The sequence below is a fragment of the Candidatus Leptofilum sp. genome (genome assembly GCF_965223525.1).
GTDB lineage: Bacteria > Chloroflexota > Anaerolineae > Promineifilales > Promineifilaceae > Leptofilum.
In genome coordinates, this window is the sequence record NZ_CBDCWX010000005.1 from 695993 (window position 1) to 720567 (window position 24575).

Genomic DNA, 24575 nt, shown 5'->3' on the forward strand with positions numbered 1-24575 from the left:
GCGGTTGGATGCTGGTGGCTGGTGCTGGTTGGTTGCCAGCAGGATGTGGCAGTTGTGCCAACGTCCGTTTCGCAACCTAATTCGCCTCCTACGCCAACTGCCCTTACCCCAACGGAGACAGCAACGGCCGTTCCTCCGACGACAAGCCCCACCGCCACCACGCTTCCCACGCCAACTCCTGTTCCGCTCCCAACTATCACCCTGGCACAGCCACAGGGTCGTGCCCAGCTCATTACCCTACTCCAGCAGGTGCAAACAGAGGTCATTGGCCTGGTGCAAACGCAGCAGCAACTATTAACCTTCCCTCGCCCAGACGATCCGGAGTGGGCGGGCGATGTAGCAGTGCAGGCGGCGTTCATTCAGGCAAACCGACTGGCGCTAGAGAGCCTTGTCCTGCCTGCGGCTGGGGAGAATTTGGTGATGGGGTTGAAGACGGCCGTACGCACTTGTGAAACGGCCGCTTTAGCCCAAGATTTAGATGAACTAGCCACCTGCCTGACAGCGTTGCAAACCGTCTCATTTAGCAATAATGGCAGCACCACAACTACCAACCCCAACGCCGTCACCCCCATCCCACTTGTGGGCTGCAGCCAAACCAGTGTCGGCCTCGTGCCGCTCACCGACCTCGGTACCAATCTGTACATGGGGCAGCAAGGCGGCCTCTACCCCAACGGCCAAAACGCGCCGCCTGCCGCGCATCTTGCCGCTGGGTTAGCCCAGGCACAAGCCATCCAACCCCTCGCCGCCGACGGTTCGCCTGACCCCGCTGGCAAAATTGGCTTTATCTCCGTGGGGATGTCCAACACCGCGCTAGAGTTCAACAGCTTCTTGCGCCTCGCCAACGATGACCCTGCCAAAAATGACGCAGTGGTGATTGTAAACGGGGCACAAGGGGGGTGGACTTCTAACAAGCTGGCCGAAAACCCCGATGCAGAATATTGGCAAGTGCTGGATCAGCGGCTAACTGACAATGGCCTGACGCCCGCCCAAGTGCAGGTGGTGTGGCTCAAACAGGCGCGCGGCGGGATAAAAAACGAACCATTCCCCCAGGAGCCACAAATATTGCAGGCGCAGCTGCAAAGCATCATCCAAATTGTGCAGATACGCTACCCTAACGTGAAAATTGTCTACCTCTCCAGCCGCATTTACGGTGGCTACGCCACTGGGCCGCTCAACCCGGAACCGATTGCCTATCATTCCGGCTTTGCCGTCAAGTGGCTCATCGAGGCGCAAATCAATGGCGAACCGCAGCTAAATTATGATGCAGCGCTGGGAACCGTAGCCGCGCCCTGGCTGGCCTGGGGACCCTACCTCTGGGCCGACGGCCTCACCCCCCGCAGCGATGGCCTCACTTGGCCGTGCAGCGACTTTGCCGACGACGGCACTCACCCCGGCGACCCCGCCCGCGACAAAGTTGCGCGCACGCTATTAGATTTTTTCAAGACAGATGAAACGGCGATGGTGTGGTTTTTAGAGTGAGAGTGAGGGGATGAAGATGCGATCAGAACTTGCATATGAATGAATGCACAAGTTACCGTCTGGTGATTTCATACAAAATAGGTGTTTGCCACCGATCTGTATCCATTTCGGCAACAGGCACAGTAAAACCGGCTGACCTGTTTGACTACTTGCAAAAACATCTTCTAACAGCTCAAAGAAATTGACATTAGCAAACCGCTGATTACTACGGTACCAGAGTGTGCTGTCACATAACTATCACAGAACAGTAATGGTACTGGTGCTCCTTTACGCTATCCTGATAGTACGATTTTAGCTTTAATGAAAACGATGATGCAATTTATCTCTTTGGGAAAAGAAGAGGATCATGAAACGAGTTACCCGCATTTTAATTGTAGATGATCATCCCAATGCTGCTTTCATTCTCGCCCAGGTATTGCGCGGCTTAGGCTCGCATGTTGAGGTTCTTACAGCTCATAATGGCGAAGAAGCATTGGCATTGGTTGAGAATCAGCCTGTTCAGGTGGTGATCACCGATTTTCTGATGCCGGGTATGAACGGCCTGGAATTAATCGAACAGCTACAAAAAAAGAGCAGCTCATCCCCAGAGCAAACAATTTTAATTACTGCTTATGACACTGAGGGGCTGGCCGCCACGGCGCGCCATCTACAGGTTGATGAATATCTGACTAAGCCAGTAGACCCCGAAAAAGTTCGTGCCCTTGTTAATGAAACGCTGCACGGTGCCCCAGAAACACCAATCGTTCACCCGGCAGAACCTACCAAAGAGAAGTTCAAAATTCTAGTTGCTGACGACGACTCGGATCATTTGCGACTCATGTCTACCCGCTTGGCGGATGAGGGCTATACCTATTTTACGGCCGATGACGGTCTGGAAGCGTTAGAAAAAGCCTGGGAGCTTGTACCCGACCTGATTTTGCTGGATGTTAATATGCCTGGCAAAACCGGATTTGAAGTCTTAAAAGAAATCCGGGCAAATTCACGGACGAAGCATATTCAGGTTTTGATGGTAACGGCCGTTCGCACGCAACCCCATCATATTCAGGCGGGTCTTAATTTGGGTGCCGATGATTACATCGTGAAACCCATTGATTGGCATGAACTCAGTGCGCGCATTCGCACCAAGCTACGCGTAAAGCGTGCCGAGGATACGCTGAGACAGCGCAATCGTGAACTGGCTCTGCTGCCAGAAATTGCCCAGGATTTAAGTGCGCGTTTGGATTTGGCGGAGTTGGCCAAGATTGTTTTGGAACGTACAGCCCTGGCTATGAATGGTGCCAACAGCCATTTGGCCATCTTCCAGCCTGATGGGTCGGTTTTTCAAAGACTTTTTGCCAATGGAGAGTTGGTGTCTCTGGGCGAAGACGCCCAAAAACGTTTGGTAGAAGACGGGCTTATTTCCCACGTTACCACCTCTCGGCAAGGGGTGGTTATCATGGATACAGAAAATGACCCCCGTTGGCTGAAAACAGATAATGGCTCCACGCGTTCGGCAATTGCCGTACCCTTGCTGGGTCGCCATGATGTTATTGGCGTTCTCACACTGACGCACACACAACCCAACCAGTTTACGGCCGATCATCAAGTCTTATTGCAGGCAATTGGCAGCCAAGCCGCGATTGCAGCAGAGAATGCCCAACTATACATGGCTGTGGAGCAGGAGCGCAAACGTTTGGAAGCTGTTCTGCATGGCGTGGAAGATGCAATTTTGGTCACAGACGGCCGTAATCACCTACAACTAGCCAATCCAGCGGCCGAACGCTTGTTTGTGCGTGATAGATTACGTCTCAATCAACCACTGCCCGCTACTGACTCCAGCGATAAATTGATGACTCTATCGCAACAGGCTCAAACAACGGGAACTTTGCAGCAAACAGAACTGGCCTGGCCAGGGAATCGCACCTTCCAAACACAGGTGACCTCCGTTGTTGAAGGCGGTAGCGTGATTGTGCTACACGACATCACTCACTTTAAAGAGCTAGAGCGGATTAAGAATGAGTTCATTGCCGCTGCCTCTCATGATCTCAAAAACCCAATTGCCTCGATGTTGCTCAGCAGTAATTTGGTAAAGCGAATAGGACCGCTCAGCCCCCAGCAAACAAAAATCTTGGAGCGCATTGAATACCAAGCAACGCAGATGCACCAATTAGTCACAAACATTCTGGATTTATCTCGTGTCAATTTGCAGGTTGGCCTGAAGCAACAATCTGTTGAACTGGCTCCCATGCTTCAGGAAATTTATGATGAGTTTTTGTCACAGGCAGATGAAAAGAAACTGTCATTAGATCTAAATTTGACGGCCGATACCGAATTGCTGCAAATTCAGGGGGAAAGATTGCGGCTGCAACAGGTATTCCGTAATTTGGTAAACAATGCCGTAAAATACACGCCCGAAAACGGCCGTATCACTATCTCTACTGATGTCCAGGACGATCAGGTTCGCATTCATGTCCAGGATGATGGCATGGGCATCCCTGCCGATGACCTGCCTCACGTTTTCGACTCCTTCTACCGGGTTAGTAACGAAGCGACAAAAACCATAGAAGGTACCGGCTTTGGTCTTGCTATCGTCAAATCAATTGTCGAGCAGCACAATGGCCAAATTGAAGTGGCTAGTTCAGTTGGGAAAGGAACCTGCTTCACTGTCCAGTTCCCCCTCTATGTCCATGCGGAAATATCCACGTCAGATATGGCTTTCGCCATTTGATAACTTTCTCAATTCAGCACACACGCCCCTAACAGGCAAGCTGGACAAGCCATTTAAAGGGCTTTTTAGTAGTAAGGATTATGTAAATATGGCTTCGCAACTGCTGTTTATCGCACACGAGAGCGCAAAAACGATTTTGTGACATTTTATAACAAACGACGACTAAATCATTATGAAAAAGGTTTTATAACTTCTGAAATCGCGTTACCTTTGGTAGCAGCGCGTAAAAAGTTTACAAATATTCACTTAATGAAAAACCCTAAGCCAATTACGATAATATCATGTCTGATGCTCTCACGCTTCTTCTCATAGAAGATAGCCCGTTATACATCAAACTCCTACACAAAATCATCCAGCAAGGCCCTACAACTAGCTACACAATCAAAAGTGTAGAGACATTGCAGGATGCCTTCCGCGTCCTTTCTAAGAACAAAATTGACGTTATTCTCCTAGACCTCTCTCTGCCGGATAGCAATGGGCTTGATACCTTCACCAAAGTAAATGAGAAGGCTGCCCATTTACCCATTGTCATTTTAAGCGGCCTAGATGACGAGCAAGTGGCTCTTAAAACCGTACAGCTAGGTGCACAAGATTATTTGGTAAAAGGTCAGTTTAACGGCCGATATCTCAACCGCATCCTGCATTATGCTATTGAGCGCAAGCGCATCCAGGAAACATTACGCGCCAGTGAAGAACGCTTGCGCCATTTTGCGCTGCATGATCCCCTAACTGAGTTGCCAAACAGAACCAACTTTTTAAGGCAGCTAGAAATGGCAGTGGAGCGAGCCAAGCAATCTGAAGGCTATCTTTTGGCCTTGCTGTTTATTGATTTAGACTATTTCAAAGAGATAAATGACTCTTTTGGCCATCATTATGGCGACGAGTTGCTGAAAACCGTCGCTGAGCGCTTACTGGCATCTATCCGCGCCAGCGACGTGGTCGCCCGCCTGGGCGGTGATGAATTTGTAATTTTGCTAGACAATATTGAAGATGTGCAAATAGCCCATGAGGTAGCCAAGCGCATTCAAGCAAATTTGCAGTCCCCCGTTCGCTTATTTGACAAGATCGTGGAGATCAGTGCCAGCATTGGCGTTACCCTCAATACGCGCCATTATGAGCGAGCCAAAGATTTGCTCAAGGATGCCGACATCGCCATGTACCACGTTAAAATGAGTGGGAAGGCTAACTACTCACTGTATCATACCGGGCTCTTGCTGGACAATCCAGATACACCCTGGTCTAAAGAGCTTGATGATCTCCTAGAGCCAGAAACTCCGCTCGAGTTAGATGATTCGATTGAGTAACCAAAGCAGAAGATTTTCGGCCGTTTTCCTCCCCAACAGTCATTATTTCCCATAAATTCACGCCCCGCTTACGAGCTTCGGGACAAACGTCTCATGTGGGCGTTAGCCAGACTGGTGTACGCTGTCAACTAGCAATTGAACATATTTTCACAAGAGTGTCTGTTCACGCCCTATTCACAACTATTTAACAGCCATCACATAACTGTCACATAACCATAACGGCACGGCCGTTTGCCTTGCAGTAAGCTATGGACAGTTAAATTTAATAAATATGGAGAATTCTTCAATGAAACACCCGATCTTGAAAATTGCATTTCTTATTCTGTTTGGAAGTGTGCTTTTTGCAGCTTGTACCACAGCATCCGAGGCCACGACTGAGGCCACAACGGAGCCAAGTAGCGAAACCGAAAATGTGTTGCGGATATACAATTGGGACACTTATATTGATCCTACAATTCTGGAAGATTTTGAAGAAGCGTTCGGTGTAACCATCGAGTATGAGACTTTTGACAACAATGAAGAATTGTTTGAAGAGATGCAAAATGACGAGTCTTTCAATTACGATCTCATCGTACCTACAGATTACATGGTAGAGATTTTGCGACAAGAAGGTCTTCTAACCCCCCTCACCAAAGACAACATTCCCAACTTCGACAATTTGGATGCCGCTTTTATAGACCCTGGCTATGATTTTGGCAACCGACATTGCGTTCCCTATCAATGGGGCACAATGGGCATCGGCTACAACATTGAAGCCACCGGCCGGGAAATCCACAGTTGGCTGGACTTATTTGATCCTGAATTTGCAGGACGCGTTGCTCTTTTAGATGATGCACGCAGCACATTGGCTGTGATTCTACTATCTTTAAATTATAGCCCCAACACAACCAACGCTGACGAGATTATGGAAGCGGCCAATTTCTTAAAGGAACATGCGGATCAGATTGCAGCTTATGCCCCAGACACTGGGCAGGATATGCTTTTAGCAGGCGAAGTAGATCTAACATTTGAATGGAGTGGCGATATTTTCCAGATTATGGAGGAAAACCCTAACATTCGTTATGTGATTCCCGATGAGGGTTCGATTATTTGGACGGATAATATGTGCATCCCCGAAGATGCCTCTAACAAAGAGTTGGCCGAGCGTTTTATGAATTACATTTTGGAGCCAGAGGTTGGGGCCACACTCTCTAACTTTGTTCGTTATGGCTCGCCCAATCAAGCCTCTGTACCTTTTTTGAATGAGGAAGACGTCAACAATCCAGCCTTGTATCCAACTGAAACAGTACGTGAGCAACTGTTTTTCCTTACCAGCACCAATGTAGAGACCGATCAGCTATATGTGGATGCTTGGGATGAGGTATTGGCTTCTCATTCTCAGTAAATCGTAATTAAGCAGCGCATGAAGAACCAGGTTCCTCTAGGGGACTTGGTTCTCTGCAAAATAATAGGCACTATCTTGACAGCAAAGGTTGATAGTTATGAATATTAAACAGTTTTTTGGTCGGCGTTTTTCGTCTATTCGGGCACAGTTGCGTTTAGGCATGGGTATTATCTTTTTTGTACTCATTCTTGTGACCTTTTTGAATATCCTCGTTCTACTTAACATCCGCAGCACATTGGGTGTGGATATAAATGATGCCAACCAACTTCAGGTCTTAAGTAATCAAATGCAAAGTGAATTCTTGCTGGCTCGGCAAAATGAAGCCAATATTCTTACAACTTGGCGTTCAGTCGGCTTTTCTGAGGCTGCCAGCAATAATCTCGAGGAGAATGCGACCCATTTGCTGGGAGCTAGAAATGCACTCGATCAGATTGACCGCATCTTTGCTGCTAATGATACCTTCCAGGGCTCTGCACAGTTGGTGGAGCAAACAGCCGAAATACGGCCCCTGATCACCGACTATGAAACCACTTTTCAAAGCACAATCGAGGCCATTGAGCTTCGTAGCCAGGCAGAGGGTTTAGAAAGAAGTTTGCAAGTCGAATTTGATAGTTTAGACGACATGGTGCGTCCTCTAAATAACCCAGAACTGGAATCTATTTTGCGGCAAATTCGGACGCGGGAACGCACCTATTTTATTACAGGCCAGCAAGAGCATGTGGACAGCATTCGTCTTTTGATTACCTCCTTCCAAAATGTGGCTGAGGAAACGCAAACCGTAGAGGAAGCAGCAACCATAAATACTCAGGTAGATTCTTATTTCACTGTCGCCAATGATTTATTCGATCTCGATCAGCAAATCAGACGGAGCAACTTTGTCTTTGAAGAGATCACCAGCGAACTTCAACAAGCAGCGACCGAGCTTCAGGGACTTTCTGAGGTTGTGGTTGAAGATGTGCGAACTAACCTACAGATCATCTCGAGAGATATCCTACGCATCATAGCCGCTATCTCTGTCATTACCATTCTTGTTGGCTCCGCGGCTGCCTTCTATTTAATTCGCCAGATTAACCACCCCCTACAAACATTAGGTAATGCCGTACGAGAAATGAGTCAGGGCAACTTGAACCAGAGGGTCACAATTGAGAGACCTGTTGAGATAGCTGGCTTAGCTGATGGTTTCAACGGTATGGCAACCCAGCTACAAACTTTAGTAGATACACTAGAAGAGCAGGTGGCCAATCGCACAGTAGCTATTGAGACCAGTGCTTTAGTGGGTCGCCAGATTTCCACCATTTTGGATGAAGCTGAGCTAGTAAAAGCGGTTGTGGAACAAGTGCAAAACGCTTTTAACTATTACCATGTTCACATCTATTTGTTGGATAGCGAAGCCAATACCCTGCTTATGGCTGGCGGTACGGGTGAAGCGGGTCAAACGATGCTTTCTCATGGTCACCGCATTCCAGTGGGCAAAGGTCTGGTAGGACGTGCCGCACAAACAAATATGGACGTTCTCGTTCCGGATGTTTCCCAAGACGAACAGTGGTTGGCTAACCCCCTGCTGCCAGAAACAAAAGCAGAAACGGCCGTTCCTATTGCCATCGGTGATAACGTATTGGGCGTCTTGGATGTGCAGCATAACGTTGTGAATGGTTTAGACCAGGGTGATGTTGACCTGCTGCACTCTCTATCCAGCCAGATCGCTGTTGCCCTCCGCAACGCGCGAGATTACGCAACGACGCAAGCGCGTGTCGAACAAGAGGCGCGCCTCAACGACATTAATCACCAAATTGATACAGCCCAATCTGTAGAAGAAGTGATGCAAATTGCTGTACGTGAGTTAGGCCAGGTTTTGGGCGCGGAAAAGACCGCCATTCGTTTGTTAGAAAACGGCCGTCACACAACTATCACACAATCATAACACCACCTATCTAGGATACAGACTATCATATCCTCGGAGATTTTATTATGAACAACAGCCAACAAAGCAAGGTAGCGAATCAAGAAGAACTACGGGCGCGTAATGCCAAGTATGTCGTCAATGTCGTTCTGGCAGGTGTAGTCGCTGCTACCCTTGCTTATCTCATTATTGCCTGGCAAACACAAGCATGGCAGATATATATTTTAACCGCCCTTCTTTTTAGCTATGGTGGACTAGCTCTCGTCGCTCGTCGCTATGTACAAAATGGCCGAATCCAGCCTGGTATTACACGCATACTAGGAGGCATGTTTGTCCTCTTCCCGGTTACCAGCTTATTAGTAGCTGATTTAGGCAGTGTACTCGGCCTCGCTCTGGTTGGTCTTGTTATTGTCACCGTATTGCAAACATTACCAGCCCACACTCATACGCGCTTCATCGCCCTCGCTGTGGGCATTGGTATCCTCACCTATTTACTCGATATTTTTGGCGGGGATTACCGCCAGGTTGTGCCCCAGCTTCAATCAGTGATTATCATTTTAACAGCGTTGGTGCTGGTGATTTTCACCGTCTTTATTGTGCGAGGCTTCTCCGATTACAGTCTGCGTACCAAACTAATTCTGGCATTTTTGACCTTAAGTCTCCTCTCGGGGGGTGTCGTAACGCTTTTTACGACCAATACGATTCAGGCAAACTTACTAGAGGATATTGGGAATAATCTCCACAATGTAGCAGACACAAGAGCCACAGCCATTGGCGATCTGTTATCGCGTCAGGCAGACTTACTCAACGCGCTCTCACTTAGTTCCACTATGCGTGCTGAGTTGGCGGCAATCAATCCTCAAGCTACCCTGGCTCAATTAGAAGCTATCGACCAGCAATGGCGTAATGCTGCCGATAGCGATCCGCTTATTCAAGACAGCCTGAACCATCCTTTGGCGCTTGAGATGCTAACCTTTCAGGCACGTTTCCCCCAACATGTAGAGCTCTTCATTACAGACTCTCAGGGGGCACTCTTGGCAACCACAAACCGCACCTCCGACTACTATCAGGCAGATGAGGAATGGTGGCAGGTAGCTTATGCCAACGGCCAGGGTGCCACCTTTATTAGTCAGCCAGAATTTGATGAAAGTAGTAACGCACTGGCTCTGCAAATGGCTGTTCCCATCTTTGCGCCAGACAACTCTATTGTGGGCATTTTGCGAACCACTTACGAAACAGACGCCCTGACAGAGTTGCTCGCAGCAGGCCAGGCTGGCGAATCTCTCACCGTTGATGTTTATTTGCCAGACGGCCGTGAGCTCGAGTTGGAAGAAGGCAGAACCATCATTTCTGTAGACGACGGCTATGAGCAATGGCATACGCTAGCCGAATCAAACGAAACCATAGCAGAAGTGCAGCACGATAATGATCCAACGCTCGCCAGTGCCATTCTTGTTCAAGATACAGAAAATCGCTCCGAGATTGCCAATTTGGATTGGGTATTGACTGTCACCCAGCCAGAGGCAGTTGGCTTAGCCGCTGTAACGGCTCAGCAGCGCAATACGGTTTTGCTTATTATCGGCGTTGCTTTACTTTCCATCATAGTCGCCTTTGGCTTGTCAGGGTATTTGACACGACCTGTGTACACTCTGGCTGATGCTGTTAATCACGTACGTTCCGGAAATTTGGACACACGCGTTTCCTTAACGAGTGGTGATGAGTTCGGCGAACTAGGGCGCTCTTTCAATGATATGACGGCCCAGCTACAACAGTCGGTTGGTCGTCTGGAACGACGCAATCGCGTTATTGAAACCAGTACGGAAATCGGCCGTCGTCTTTCAACGATTCTGGAACCCCAACAACTATTTATTCAAGTGGTAGAGCAAGTGCAAAGCACGTTCGACTACTATCACGCCCATATCTATTTACTCGACGACTCTGGGCAATCTTTGACAATGGTTGGTGGTACGGGACAGGCTGGTGCTGAAATGCTAGCCAAAGGCCACGTCATCCCAATTAACAAAGGTTTGGTAGGCCGAGCAGCTACCACCAAAGATGTGGTTCTCATACCAGATGTAAGCCAGGCTCCTAATTGGTTACCCAACCCACTACTACCAGAAACCAAAGCCGAGGTCGCTGTACCAATTACCGTTGGTGACCGGGTTCTGGGGGTTTTGGATGTGCAGCACAATGTTGTGAATGGGCTGCAGCAACTTGATGTGGAGCTACTCCAGGCAGTTGTTAGCCAGGTTGCCATCGCTCTACAAAATGCCCGCTCTTATGCACAGGCAAAGCAAAAGGCTGACCAGGAAGCTGTTCTGAACACCATCAGCCAGAAAATTGAAACTGCAACGTCCATAGAAACCGTTCTAGATGTTGCTGCGCGCGAATTACGGCAGGCACTTGGTGCCAAACACACCATTGTAGAACTAGGCAAAGCTGTAAACGGCCGAAAATAAAGGGATGATCATGAATTTCAACACAATTCTCCAATTTCGTCACTATAGTCTGCGAACAAAACTCGCAATCGTATTCGTCATCTTTAGTATTGCCTCGGTTGCTGGCGTTTCCCTTAGCGTTACCCGCACGATGGAAAGTGCCCTCACCCAGCAAGTAGGCGAAGTACTCAGCGTAGAAGCAAAAAGCCAACGAGACGTGATCAATCTCTTTTTCCACGAAAAAGTGGGGCAGATTCAACTTCTCTCCTTCACAGATGTGGTGCGAGAGCCGTTGGCGGTGCGTAACGAGAGTTACTCAGGCAGCCCTGAAGAGATTTTGGCGGGAATAGAGGCATTGGATGCCCAATGGGTAGCGGCTGGCGATGATGATCCGCTTATCCGCTCTGTCATTATTGATGATGCCAATGTTAATGCAACGGCCGCGCAACTGCATGACATCTCTCGCGAGTTCCCCGAGCATATTGAAGTTTTCGTTACTGACCGCTACGGCGCCACCGTTGCTTCTTCTAATCGCCTGTCTGACTACTATCAGGCAGATGAGGGCTGGTGGCAATCTGCTTGGGCAGACGGTGAAGGCGCTATCTACATCTCGGATCCAGAGTTTGATGAAAGTGCAAATGCCAACGCCCTCCTCATCGCCGTCCCTGTTTACGCAGATGATGGTGAAGTCATCGGTGTTGTCCGGACGACCCTGGTTGTTGATACGCTCTTCGCCCTGATTGGTCAGCTACGGTTTGGCGACACGGGTCATGCGGTTCTCTTTAACGCCGCTGGTAACGTCTTGTTCGATCCTTTTGCGACGCAAGATGCTGATACAGCAGAACTGCCATCTGAATTGGTACAAAGCTTTCTCACCACAGAGGCAACCTACAACATTGCTACAGATGAACATGGCGATGAGGCTGTTTTTGGTCATTCACCGTTGCACACAGAAGCAGAAGTTGATCGGTCAGATCGCAGCCTGGCTGGACAGATTGCTACCGGCATTTTGGATCTCGGCTGGGTTGTTGTAGCCCGGCAGGAGGCCAGCGAGGCCCTGGCTTCTGTAACAACGCTCAACCGCACCATCCAGTTGGTCGGGTTAGGCATTGTCGGTTTGGCAACGGCCGTCGCGTTCGTTATGGCTGGCACCGTTACCCGTCCCATTTTGGCCCTGAATAAAGCAACAGAAGCCATAGCTGCAGGTAATCTGGATGTAGCATTGCCAACAGGCAGTAAGGACGAAATTGGTCAATTGACTGGTAATTTCCAGCAGATGATGACGCGGCTACGTCAATCGCTAGGTAGCCTGCAAGCCCGCAGCCACGACCTGGAATTGGTGGTTGACGTAGGCCGGGAAATGACCCAGGTACAAGACCTGGAAAATATGTTGCAAAATGCGGTAAACATCATCCGTGACCGCTTCAATCTGTACTATGCTCAAATTTACCTGGCAGACCCGGCTGGTAACAGCCTGATTTTGCGGGCTGGTACCGGTGAGGCCGGACAACAGTTGGTGAGTCGCGGCCACCGCTTGCCAGTTGGCTCTGGCTCTATTAACGGAACGGCCGCAGCCAGTGGACAGGCCGTATTGGTAACCGATACAACAGCCAGCGCAGGGCACCGCGCCAATCCCCTATTGCCAGATACGCGCTCTGAAATGGCCATACCGCTGCTTGTTGATGAAAAGCTGGTTGGTGTTCTTGACCTGCAAAGCAACGAGGTCGAAGGCTTGACCGATGAGAACATCCCCGGTTTTACGGCATTGGCAGCCCAGCTCGCTGTGGCTATCCAGAACGCAACGCTGTTCAGCGAAACGCAGCAGGCTCGCGCTGAGGTAGAAGCTTACTCACAACAGTTGGCTCAGCAGGGTTGGCAAGGCTTCTTGAACGGGATTGACCGCAGCCAGCATTTGGCCGCTGCTTACGATTTGTCGCACGAAACCGCCCTTTCTGACATACCTGAACTGGCAGAAGATGAACACGAGGTGGCAGTGCCCATCACAGTGGCGGGCGCTTCTGTGGGTGCCATCCGGCTGGCCGATTATGAAGGCCGAGAGTGGACAGAAGATGAAGCAGAGATGCTAACGGCCGTAGCTGAGAAGGTTTCCCATCATATTGAAAATCTGCGCTTGCTCACCGAAGCTGAAAAGTACCGCATGGAAGCGGAGTCTGTGGTACGTCGCTTGACCCGCGAAGGGTGGCAAAGCTACCATGACGCAGCAAAATTACAGGCTTCTGGCTTTATCTATGATCAACAAGAGGTAATGCCCCTGCAAGAAGCTCTGGAAGAAACGGCCGTTATACAACCGCTGCTTGTACGCGGCGAGGCCATCGGCGAGCTAGCCATTAGCGGCCTTGACAATAACGAAGGATCACAAGCTGTGTTGCAAGCTATAACCCAAAAGATTAGCGAGCGGCTAGAAGCCTTACGCCTCAACGAAGAAGTTGAACGGCGGGCAAGCGACCTCGTTACAGTAGCTGAAGTGAGTACAGCCACCGCCACTACATTAGAAACAGAGCATCTGCTGCAAGCGGTATCTGACCTCACCAAAGAGCGATTTGGCTTTTACCATGCTCACATCTACCTCAAAGAGCAAGATGAACTGGTATTGGCCGCTGGCGCTGGCGAGGTTGGGCGGCAAATGACGGCCGAGGGCTGGCGCATCGCTCTCGATCGTCCGCAATCACTGGTAGCCCGCGCTGCCCGTACTGGCGAGGGTGTTATCGTGAACAACGTGTTCGACAACCCTGACTATTTGCCCAACCCACTCCTCCTGGATACACGCTCTGAGATGGCAGTACCCATGATTGTGGGTGACGAGGTGATTGGGGTGCTAGATGTGCAGTCAGAACGGCCGTACGCCTTCAATGAAGAAACCGTTCAGATTCAAACGACACTAGCGGCACAGATTGCCGTAGCTGTGCAAAATGCCCGCCAGTATGAGCAAACACAGGCCGCTTTGGCAGAAACGAAACGCCAGGCCCAACGAATGGCCATGCTCAACCAAATTAGTGAGAAGATCACCGTTGCTGGCACGCTGGATGAAATTTATGAAATCGCTGCCAGTGAAGCAACCGAACTGTTCCCCTCAGACCGGGTGACGTTGAGCTTGCTGGACGAAACTGGTGAAAAAGCACAGGTCATCGCCTTTAGCGGGGACCGGGGGTCAGTACCCGTGGGTGTGCCGCAACCAGTTGCGGGCACATTAACAGAAAAAGCCATTCAGTCCCGCCAGGCGATGGTTATCCATGACCCTGCCCCCGCACCCAATCGGGCAATCAACTCTTCTATGATTGTGCCTCTCATAAGCGGTACGCACGTCTTGGGCACCATCAACATTGGTAGCAAACAGCTTAACCAATACGACAATCAGGATGAGAATCTAACCTTCCAGATGGCCTCGCTACTATCGGCTGCTATTGAGAACCAAAGCCTTTACGCAGAGCAGGAAGCTACCGTGAAGCGCTTACAGGAGCTAGACGAACTGAAATCCTCCTTCCTGGCAAATATGAGCCACGAATTACGGACGCCGTTGAACTCCGTTATTGGTTTCACCGACGTGATGTTGGAAGGCTTGGATGGGCCATTGACCGATGCGATGGAAACTGATTTGAAGATCATCCAAAGTAATGGTCAGCACCTACTAGATTTGATCAATGATGTGTTGGACATGGCTAAAATTGAAGCCGGCCGTATGGAATTGTCACTGGGTAAAATCAATATCTATGATATGCTCAATGATGTTGTGGTGACAACAGCACCGCTAGCTGGTGAGAAAGAGCTAGCACTAGACTTAAACAATCTATCCGACCGCTCTGAGCTGGAGATTGAAGGAGACGCTCGCCGGGTTAAACAGGTGCTTTTGAATGTGGTTAGCAACGCCATCAAATTTACAGAAAAAGGCAGCGTCGAGGTTGAAGTAGGCCGCCTTAACGAATTAGTACAGATAAAAGTAAAAGATACAGGTGCAGGCATCGCGCCTGACCAAGTTGAAAAGATTTTTGAACACTTTAGACAAGCTGATAATTCAGCCACCCGTAAAGCAGGCGGAACAGGCCTTGGGCTACCCATTAGCCGGCGGTTGGTTGAGTTACACGGCGGCCGTTTATGGGTGGAAAGTACGGGCATCTCCGGTGAGGGGTCTACATTCTTTGTCGAATTGCCCGTTGAAGTGAAGCGTTCGGTCATGGCGCAAGAAGCCATATTGGCTTAAGTTGAGTCATTCAACAGGAGTAAACGAATGAAGGTTTTATATATTGAAGACAATCCCAACAACATGCATCTCGTCGAGAAGATATTGCGGGCGAGTGGCTATGAAATGATTGGTGCTGAGGACGGTGAACGAGGCCTTTTGATGGCCGAGACCCATCGCCCCAAGCTCATCTTGTTGGACATAAACTTGCCGGACGTAGATGGGTATGAGATTGCTCGCCGCTTACGTGCCAGTGAGCATGAAGAGTTGGCTGAGGTGCCGATTGTAGCGGTAACGGCCAATGCCCTGGTGGGTGATGATCAGAAGGCGCTTGACGCTGGCTGTACGGATTATTTGCCCAAGCCGATTAATATTCGCGATCTGCGTAACTGTGTTGCCCGTTATCTGCCCATTTCGGCGTAGTGGATAGACGATAGAGCCGTCACGCAACTGTCACGTAACTGTTTGCCCAAACGGCCGTCTCTTCCCCTATCATTAGTGAGCAAATATCAAACGATAAACTCTCAATATTTAGCAGGTGAGATAGATGGAAGCCGGAACACAGTCCGATAAGTTACATGAAATTTTTATTCAAAACGTTTCCCATGAATTACGTACGCCTTTAGCAATTATGCTGGGTTTTACTCAGCTGTTGAAGGATGGCGATTTTGGTGAATTGGCACCAGAACAAGAAGAAGCCACGAAAGTAATCCTGGATCGCGCTGAATCGCTAAAGGGGCTTGTTGAGCGCATCTGTTTGCTGATGGGTGGTGAGGGGCACGAAGTTATCCGTGCGCCGCTCTCTCTAGCAGAGGTCGTAAAAGAAGTTGTCACTAAAAAAGAAACCGAAATTGAAACGGCCGGATTGTCCTTGAGCGTTGAAATGGATGACAATTTACCAATTATTTTTGGCAACCAGTATCGTCTGGGGCATTTGGTAACTTGTTTACTGGATAATGCAGTCAAGTTTAATGAAGCAGAGGGCACTATTAAACTAAAGCTCTACGCAGAGCATGACCAGCTTTGTCTATCCGTTACTGATTCCGGCATTGGCATTCCTGCCGCAGAGCTAAAGCAGTTAATTTCAAACCGCTTTTATCAAATAGATGGTTCAACCACGCGTAATTATGAGGGGCTGGGGCTGGGGTTGACCCTGGTAAAAGCAATTGTGGAAGAACATAACGGCCGTTTAGAAATCAATAGCGAACCCGGTTTTGGCAGTCAATTTATTGTACAACTACCTGTACCTGTAACCCCAGCAGGAGAAAGTGTGTCTGTGACCCATGCGAATCTTCCTCCACAACGTGTCTTAGTGGTAGATGATGAAATCAACGTTGGGCTTATCGTCCAAAAAGGGCTAAAGAAATTGCCCAACTGTGAAATTAAGCTGGCACGCAATGCGGACCAAGCTTTGGCCTTATGCCAGGAAGGACCCTTTGATTTAATGATCACCGATTATATGATGCCTGGCACTGATGGCTTGGCTTTGGCCGGCCAAATTCGCGAACTGTATCCGCAAACCGTGATCTTGATGCTGACAGCGCATAACAATGATGAACTCCACCAGCAAGCATCACAGGTTTCTATTCAGCGGATTATGAATAAACCAGTGGAAATAACGGAGATACGCCAGGCAGTCTCGCAGGTTTTGGACAATGGCCCATCTGCCTGATACGGTTTCGCGGCTTCAATACTAATCGTATATTTTTTATTTATTCGCTAATGGTGTATCCCACACCGCGAACCGTTTGAATAACATCGGCCGATTTTCCGGCCGATTTTTTTATTTTCTGGCGGATGCGGTAAATATGGGCACGGGTTATCTCACTCGCTTCTGAGGCATCACTTTCATACCCCTGAATTTTGCTGACCAACTCCTGTGGTGAGACAACGTGGGGAGATTTACGGGCTAGATGAGACATCAAATCAAACTCGATAGGGCTGAGTTCAATTAAATGTCCATCAACTGTAATGACGTGGCGAGCCAAGTCAATAATAAGGCTGCCCTTTTTGAGGAAACGTTGAGAGGATTCGGCTGTTTCGCTTGCCACTGTTGGCATGACACCATCAACCGTTTCTCCTGCTGCGGCCGCACGTATTTGGGAAAGGCTGCTGGTTAAACTATCTTCTAACTGTTTCAGAAGTGCATGCTGCTGCAATGCCTGTTGACGCTTTTGCAAACCTTCGTGGATGCTTTTTCGCAGGACATCAGCTTCACAGGGCTTAAAAAGGTAATCATGGGCACCGTGGCGCAGGGCTTCAACGGCCGTTTCTAAAGCCGCATGAGCCGTCAGCAAAATCACAATCGTCTGCGGCCACTGAGCGTGCAAGCGAGTCATTACCTCAACGCCACTAATGCCAGGCATCATTACATCTAGCATCGCCAGATCAAATTCCTGGTCTTTAATTTGGGTCAAGGCGGCTTCACCACTAGCAACGGCCGTTACGTCATACCCGTCATGCTGTAGCAGTCGTTCCAAGAAAAAGCGGATATGCTGTTCGTCGTCTACAACCAGAATCTTAGCTGTCATGTCTAATTGGTGATCGTTTGGGCAACATCGTGCTGCATTATACTCTTTCTACGGCTGCTTCACAGGTAAAAGGAGGGTGAAAGTTGTTCCTTGCCCTTCCTGGCTGCTCACAGAAATCTCGCCGTTATGAGCTTCAATGATGCCATAGCTAATGGATAAACCCAACCCAGAGCCTTGTTCCTTTGTCGTGAAAAAGGGTTCAAATAGCTGAGAAGCCACTTCCTGTGACATCCCTTCGCCCGTGTCGCTAAAAGTAATCTGTACGGCCGTTGGCACGTCTCCTGGTTGAGAATTTGTGCGTGCTACACGCGTCTCAACACGTAATGTCCCACCTTCCGGCATGGCATCAATGGCATTCAATACCAAGTTCAAAAACACCTGACGCAAATGACTGGGATTCGCTTCAACCTTAGGCAATTGGGTAGCCCAAACCGTCTCTGACACAACTTGGCTACGCTGCATCTGCTTGCCCGTCAACTGCAAAACGCTTTCCAATACCCCATGTATGTCTGTTAAATCCATGCCTTCGCGAGCCGGTCTGTAAAAGTCACGCATATTCTGCACAATGGTCGCCACGCGGTTCAGTTCGCTCTTAACAATCCCCAAATATAAATCAAGCGTTTCCTGTTCAGGCTCATCCTCCTCCAGCTCTTCCATTGTTAACGTCAGACAACCTTGAATCGCTTGAATTGGATTATTGATCTCATGGGCAATGGAAGCAACCAAACGACCCAAAGCACCCATTTTCTCAGCCTGTATCAGCTGCGTTTGTGACTGTTGTAAGCGTTTAAATTGTTGACGCTCGGCCCTGTAAAGCAAGGCATTAGAGATGGCAATAGCAGCCTGCCCCGCGAAGGCCTCGGCCAGTTGGCGATGCTCCTCAGTAAAGAAGTGAGGGTCAGCTTTGTCCAGTGAATACAAACCAATCACTTCACCCCCGGCTACAAGGGGCACACCCATCCAACTCTTTATATAAGTCGCACCAGTTGATCTATCCCAATGATCGTGGATGTCTGTATCAGAGATAATGAGGCTCTTTTGTTCGTGTATCACAGGCTGGATGGTTGGCCAGTCAGTTTGGAACGTTGCCCTTTGTACCACGGACGGATCATCTAAGAATTGACCGTAACCACGCATAGCCGAAATAACAACGCGGTCTTCCCCTTCGCGCAACATCACATTGGCACTGTCGTAAGGTATCAACCGCGCTACATAAGCTAAAAGCGTTTCCAGCACAGCATCGAGATTCAATGTTTGGGTCAAGGCTGTGTTGGCTTCGCGCAATGTCTCAGCTACCTGGCGGGCACGTTGTTCGGCCATAAAGAGCGTGGCGTTTTTAATGGCCAGGGCTGCTTGCGTCCCTAAAATAGTCAGCAGGCGTTCGTCGTCTGCTGAAAAAGCGTGCGGTGAGCCACTTTGTACTGTGATGGTGCCGGTAATGTTGGTACGGTTCTTGATGGGAGCTACCATTAACGACCCCTGCCGAAAACGGCCGCCAGCCAAAAAGCGGTCGTCCGTTTGGGTATCGGTTACATTTATTAACTCTCCCTCTACAACCACATGTCCGGCAATACCTTCACCGGGGCGCATCATCAAGCCGCTCCGATCAACCTCTCCTGTGCGCGTCACGGTTGTCGGCCGTAGCACCTGTTCCTTTTCATCCAGCAAATGAATAACCGTTCGTTCCGCCCGCGGGATAATCTGCCGGGCGGACTCGGCAATTAGCTGAAAAACTTCCTCTAAATCCAGCGTTTCATTCAAGGCCCGGCTGATTTTGACAATAGCTTCACTTTCTCGCAGGCGACGCTGATCCGCCTTAAATAATAAAGACTGCTGCATGCCACCAGCTACCTGATCGGCTATCTCTTGCACGACTTCCAGATCAATATTGCTTAACAGCTCTTTTTGTTGAACGCCCAGATTTAGCGAACCAAGTAATTCACCGCGCGATACAAGGGGAAGCATAACATAGGCCTGAATGCCATCAGCCAATAGCTGCTTATCCACCTCCGACAAATCTGACGAAGCGGCTAAATCTTGCATCACAAAGTGGCGATGTTCTTGCAAAGTTGCTAGCCCTTTGAAAGCTGTCAATGGTGGATGTTTGTCGGCTTGCACCTGAGCCTGATCATCAACCTGCGCTGCCAAAACAGTTGCATAACCTGCTGCAAAATCAAACAAGGCGACACTGGCGCGTTGGTATGGCACTAATTGCTTGAGGCGTTGAATAACGGCCGTTGCGATTTCTGATGGCGAGCGAGAGGTTAAAATAATCCGATCAATCTCATGCAAGAGTTTTAGACGGGTTGTGTAATGTAATGAAGTGGGCTCTGTTTTTATTTGTTCCATAAGATTAAATTTGTAGCTACTTAGCTAACGGCTGGTTAAAAGTTTTTGCCACATCAAAAATGTGCCAGGTTGCTTATTATTCTCCGATAATTTCTTTTGTGATAAATAATGCTTTCCTTGTACCATTTCCTGTTTCACTAATGTGCGTATTCTCTTCAACAAATGCCAGCAGATCTGACGATGACAGCGGCGGGCTGACAAGATAGCCCTGAATTTGATCGCATTGCTGCTGCCAGAGGAAGGTAAGTTGATCCATGGTTTCAACCCCTTCAGCAACAACTTTTAGCTTTAGGCTATGCGCCATGGCGATGATGGCCTCCACCATTGCTTTATCGTTGGGATCGTCCATTAGATCCATTATAAAAGAACGATCAATTTTCAATGTAGAAATAGGTAACGTTTTTAAGCGGCTGAGAGACGAATAGCCTGTGCCGAAATCATCTACCGAAATGTGTACGCCCATTTTAGCTAATTTTTGCAAAGGGGCGGTACTAAAATCTTGGCTGGACATGGCTATACTTTCGGTGATCTCCAATTCTAAAGAGGTTGCGGGCAAATCAGTCTCAGTCAATATTTCTTTTACCAGTTGGGGCAAGTCCTGGTATTGGAATTGGCGAAGCGACACATTGATGGCGATACGAATCGGATAGCCCATATCTTGCCACTTTTTGGCCTCTTTGCAGGCCGCACGCATGAGCCATTCGCCAATAGGATTAATGAGGCCTGTTTCTTCAGCCATGGGGATAAATTGTGTTGGGGAAATGAAGCCTTGTTGAATATGGGGCCAGCGCAGCAGGCACTCCACTTTGGTCATACGGCCGTCTGGCAAACTTAAAATAGGTTGATAAAAAACCTGTAACGTTTCTGCCTTCATCGCCTGCCGTAAATCTGTTTCCAGGCGTAGGCGCTCCAGAGCGACTGTGTACATTTCATTGTCAAAAATGACAAAACGGTTGCCACCTTGCTCTTTGGCGCGGTACATGGCGGTATCTGCATCCCGCACATACTCCTCTGCTTTTTGCCGATGGCTAGAACTAAGCGTGATGCCAATGCTGGCGGTTAGGGCTATGTCATGCTCAGCTATTTGCACCGGATTACTCAAGCTATGCAGAATCTGTTCGGCTACCAACTGTGCCTGGTCTATTTGTTGCATCCCGTCAAGAAGGACAGCAAACTCATCGCCGCCAAAGCGCGCCACTGTGTCGCCAGGGCGAATATTGGCTGCCAGTCGCTGCCCAATGATTTTTAGTAGCTCATCGCCCGCTGCATGACCAAGGCTATCATTAATGACCTTAAAGCGATCCAAATCAAGAAAAAGGACGGCAAAGGCGTAGTGACTTTGCCGTTCAGTATGGCCAATGGCGCGCTGTACATGATCGAGGAATAGGGCACGGTTGGGCAAATTAGTTAGGGCATCGTGGAAAACGTTGTGACGTAGTTGCTCTTCGGCCGCTTTGCGTTGGGTGATGTCTATAATTTGCCCAACAAGGTGCAGCGGCTCGCCATTATCATCTTTGACAAGGGCAACTTGTAAAATCACGTTGAGGAGGTGCCCCTCTTTGTGAAAGTAACGCTTTTCCATGGAAAAATGGGGTAATTCGCCACGTAATAACTGTCGATCTAGGGCTAGATTGGTACTTATATCGTCAGGATGGGTAATATCAACAAATGTCATGTCTAGGAGTTCAGCGGCCGTATAGCCAACAATGTTACAAAATGCCTGATTCACACGCTGGAAACGGCCGTCTATGGTCACAATGGCCATACCGGTGGGCGCTAATTCAAAGATAAGGCGGAACCGCTCTTCGTTTTTCCGCACTGAATCGTAGAGCAGTGCATTGTGAATCCCCATTGCCACTTGCCGCGCAATTGCCTGCAAGCGCTCAATCTCATCCTGACGAAATTCCCGCTTATAGCGACTTTCCCAACCCTCCAAGTAGCCAATCGGCGTGGCACCTGCCCACAGCGGCACAGTGATAATTGATCGCACACCATATTGTTCCATATGCTCGCGTTTGCTCAAAGCCAGCTCGGGATCATCTACGTACATAACTTCATAATGGTCAGCGTCTTGGAGCCAATCGGCCGTGTCTTCAAAATCTTCCGCCAGATTGTAAATCTTTCCCAGATCAGATTGCTTTTCCAAAGGAGAGGCTTCTGGAGCCATATATTCAGCCAATACGGTAGACTGCCCTGTTTCATTGATCCAGTCGCAAATATAAACAGTGGTGAAATCAAGAGCTTGTCCTGTGAGTTGGGCGACACTGTCTAGAATAGGATTCGTGCTTAAAGGAACCGTCATTGCCCTGGAGAGTTCAGCCAACAGTTCCAAAGTGATATTACGCTGCCGCAACGACGTTTCGGTAAGCTTGCGTTCCTCTACTTCTTCCTGAGCTTGTTTATAAAGGCGCGCATTCTCAATGGCAATAGCTGCCTGATCAGCGAAAAGCTGGACAATTTCTAAGTCGGCTTCAGTGATAAGACCAAGTTGTGAACGAGAAATGACCATTACGCCAACAACGCGCTGGCCAATTTTTAAGGGCAAGGCTGCTAAAGCAACTTTTGTGTCTTCTGGAACAATCCCTTGCAAAAGCGGATGGGTGCGCGCATCGGGCATGATGATTGTCTCGCCCTGATGTGCAATGGTATAAGTAAGGCCACCTGGCTCGGGTTTGTCATAGGGTGTATCTGTACGGCCGTCTGCCCAAAGCACTGTACCAAAGGACATCTTGTCTTCAGCCGCATCATAGATATAAATATGAATGCCGCTCACCTGAGGCAGCAAACCCATCGCTGCGCCTGAAATAGCCTGCAGAACTCTTGGTAGCTCTAGCCTTGCCGTGACGCTAAGGCCAGCCTGCCGCAAAGCCTCTAGCTGCTGTGCTTGGCGGCGAGTTTCATCAAAGAGATCAGCATTAACCACGAAAACGGAAATTTGATCAAGGAACGCCTGGCACAGGGCTTGTTCATCGGCCGTTAGATATCTCGCCTGTTCATGATCATATAGCTTAACTAGACCAATGACCCGATCGGCCGTAGCCAAGGGAAACATGTACAGGCTGTTTACCTGAGAATCTTTCATCAGAGCCATTTCGGCTGGGTCTGCTTTTGGATCGTTCACCAGGATAGTTGTAGGTACGGCCGTCTCCAATACTTGCCGGGAAAGCGGATAATCATCTAAAGCATAAACTGTGCCTGGTGAGTCTAAGTACTCTGACTCCTGCAAACCAAAGTCCAACCAGGTGATAACTGTATTAGCTTGCCGATCCCATTTGGATAAGGCACATCCAGTTACCTTAAGCTCTCTCACAATTTGTGCAGCAACTAAACGGAGGATATCTTCTAGATCAAGAATCGCAGAAGCAGCCCGCATTGTGTTTAACAAGGAGGTAAGCCGCTCAGTTTGCTGGCGTGCCTGGGTCAACAGTTGGGCATTGTAAATCGCAAGACCTACCTGATCAGCGAATGCCTGGAGGCCTGCGGCGTGGTCTTGGCTAAAAAAGTTGGGGGTGGCACTGTTGACATTGAGAAAACCAATAACATGATCGCGTGTGCTAATGGGTGCCCCCACATAGGCACGCGTCCAACTGGTGGCATTACGCCTGATCCAGCCAGAAAATAGTTGTGTATCTGTGATGATAACAGGCTGCCTTGTCTGTATCATTTTTTGCAGGTTCGGCGTCTCAGAAATATGTAAGTGCACTTTGGCCATATTTTCGGCTTCATCTTCTGGATAGCCGCGATGGTGAAAAACGCGCCCAATGTCATCTTCAATGAGCATGATATTGGCAGCATCATGGGGAATAACGTCACTGAGGTGCAATAATATTTTGTTGAGAACTTCCTGGAGGTCGAGGGTGCTGTTGATTACTGAAATCCCGTCCCGTAAAGCGTTCGCGGCCGTTGTCATCTCATTGGCGCGATTCATCTCCTGACGTAGGCGTAGTAACTGTTGCTGCAACCAGCCAACGGCCGTTCCCGACGCTAGAATGAACAAACTACCAATTGCAAAAATTCCGTCAAAAGCCTCTGCGCCAAATAGTAACAGGAGCAATGCGCCGTTAAGTAGGGTTAAGACCATCCCGGCTATCAAACCGATGCACCAGCCAAGAAGCAAACCAGCGATAACTGCTGGCAACAACGCAAATGCAGCAATGCCTCGCCCAATCATTGGATGAAAGGCCAGGAAAATTATCAGATGGGCAGCCACAAATGCCACAGGGGTAAGCAACCTGGGCCATGAAGGCTTCTGTGAAAAAAGTGAGCTAAAAAGATTCTTCATTTTGCT

Annotated in this window: 12 protein-coding genes; 9 read left to right on the forward strand and 3 right to left on the reverse strand. The window is 49.0% G+C overall.

What is annotated here, in order from left to right:
* Nucleotides 1–54 precede the first annotated feature (54 nt).
* From ACOQPM_RS08510 to ACOQPM_RS08550, 9 genes are all read left to right on the forward strand, one after another.
* Nucleotides 55–1479 (forward strand): hypothetical protein, encoded by a 1425-nt coding sequence (locus ACOQPM_RS08510; protein ID WP_420628822.1) that lies wholly within the window; start codon nucleotides 55–57, stop codon nucleotides 1477–1479.
* Nucleotides 1480–1825: 346 nt separating this feature from the next.
* Nucleotides 1826–4186: a response regulator gene (locus ACOQPM_RS08515; protein WP_420628823.1), complete on the forward strand. Its 2361-nt coding sequence runs from the start codon at nucleotides 1826–1828 to the stop codon at nucleotides 4184–4186.
* A 281-nt stretch (nucleotides 4187–4467) separates the two neighbouring features.
* Nucleotides 4468–5490, forward strand: coding sequence for a diguanylate cyclase domain-containing protein (locus ACOQPM_RS08520; RefSeq protein ID WP_420628825.1), 1023 nt, complete (start codon nucleotides 4468–4470; stop codon nucleotides 5488–5490).
* Nucleotides 5491–5776: 286 nt separating this feature from the next.
* Nucleotides 5777–6874, forward strand: coding sequence for an ABC transporter substrate-binding protein (locus ACOQPM_RS08525; RefSeq protein ID WP_420628826.1), 1098 nt, complete (start codon nucleotides 5777–5779; stop codon nucleotides 6872–6874).
* A 97-nt stretch (nucleotides 6875–6971) separates the two neighbouring features.
* Complete coding sequence (locus ACOQPM_RS08530) at nucleotides 6972–8795, forward strand: GAF domain-containing protein (RefSeq protein ID WP_420628827.1); 1824 nt, start codon at nucleotides 6972–6974, stop codon at nucleotides 8793–8795.
* Between the two features lie 47 nt (nucleotides 8796–8842).
* Nucleotides 8843–11233, forward strand: coding sequence for a GAF domain-containing protein (locus tag ACOQPM_RS08535; protein WP_420628828.1), 2391 nt, complete (start codon nucleotides 8843–8845; stop codon nucleotides 11231–11233).
* A gap of 10 nt (nucleotides 11234–11243) precedes the next feature.
* A complete protein-coding gene (locus ACOQPM_RS08540) occupies nucleotides 11244–15428 on the forward strand; it encodes a GAF domain-containing protein (protein ID WP_420628829.1) in 4185 nt (1394 codons plus the stop codon).
* A 27-nt stretch (nucleotides 15429–15455) separates the two neighbouring features.
* A complete protein-coding gene (locus tag ACOQPM_RS08545) occupies nucleotides 15456–15830 on the forward strand; it encodes a response regulator (RefSeq protein WP_420628830.1) in 375 nt (124 codons plus the stop codon).
* Between the two features lie 124 nt (nucleotides 15831–15954).
* Complete coding sequence (locus ACOQPM_RS08550; protein WP_420628831.1) at nucleotides 15955–17079, forward strand: ATP-binding protein; 1125 nt, start codon at nucleotides 15955–15957, stop codon at nucleotides 17077–17079.
* A 40-nt stretch (nucleotides 17080–17119) separates the two neighbouring features.
* Here ACOQPM_RS08550 and ACOQPM_RS08555 read toward each other — a convergent pair whose 3' ends face one another.
* From ACOQPM_RS08555 to ACOQPM_RS08565, 3 genes are all read right to left on the reverse strand, one after another.
* Entirely contained in the window at nucleotides 17120–17938 is an 819-nt protein-coding gene (locus tag ACOQPM_RS08555; RefSeq protein ID WP_420628832.1) for a response regulator transcription factor, read from the reverse strand.
* Nucleotides 17939–17986: 48 nt separating this feature from the next.
* A complete protein-coding gene (locus ACOQPM_RS08560) occupies nucleotides 17987–20287 on the reverse strand; it encodes a GAF domain-containing protein (RefSeq protein WP_420628833.1) in 2301 nt (766 codons plus the stop codon).
* Nucleotides 20288–20363: 76 nt separating this feature from the next.
* Nucleotides 20364–24569, reverse strand: coding sequence for an EAL domain-containing protein (locus ACOQPM_RS08565; protein ID WP_420628834.1), 4206 nt, complete (start codon nucleotides 24567–24569; stop codon nucleotides 20364–20366).
* Nucleotides 24570–24575 lie beyond the last annotated feature (6 nt).

Coding starts and splice junctions, on each gene's coding strand:
- ACOQPM_RS08525 (WP_420628826.1), top strand. CDS start 5,777: ATGAAACACCCGATCTTGAAAATTGCATTTCTTATTCTGTTTGGAAGT.
- ACOQPM_RS08535 (WP_420628828.1), top strand. CDS start 8,843: ATGAACAACAGCCAACAAAGCAAGGTAGCGAATCAAGAAGAACTACGG.
- ACOQPM_RS08560 (WP_420628833.1), bottom strand. CDS start 20,287: ATGGAACAAATAAAAACAGAGCCCACTTCATTACATTACACAACCCGT.
- ACOQPM_RS08555 (WP_420628832.1), bottom strand. CDS start 17,938: ATGACAGCTAAGATTCTGGTTGTAGACGACGAACAGCATATCCGCTTT.
- ACOQPM_RS08520 (WP_420628825.1), top strand. CDS start 4,468: ATGTCTGATGCTCTCACGCTTCTTCTCATAGAAGATAGCCCGTTATAC.
- ACOQPM_RS08545 (WP_420628830.1), top strand. CDS start 15,456: ATGAAGGTTTTATATATTGAAGACAATCCCAACAACATGCATCTCGTC.
- ACOQPM_RS08550 (WP_420628831.1), top strand. CDS start 15,955: ATGGAAGCCGGAACACAGTCCGATAAGTTACATGAAATTTTTATTCAA.
- ACOQPM_RS08540 (WP_420628829.1), top strand. CDS start 11,244: ATGAATTTCAACACAATTCTCCAATTTCGTCACTATAGTCTGCGAACA.
- ACOQPM_RS08530 (WP_420628827.1), top strand. CDS start 6,972: ATGAATATTAAACAGTTTTTTGGTCGGCGTTTTTCGTCTATTCGGGCA.
- ACOQPM_RS08515 (WP_420628823.1), top strand. CDS start 1,826: ATGAAACGAGTTACCCGCATTTTAATTGTAGATGATCATCCCAATGCT.
- ACOQPM_RS08565 (WP_420628834.1), bottom strand. CDS start 24,569: ATGAAGAATCTTTTTAGCTCACTTTTTTCACAGAAGCCTTCATGGCCC.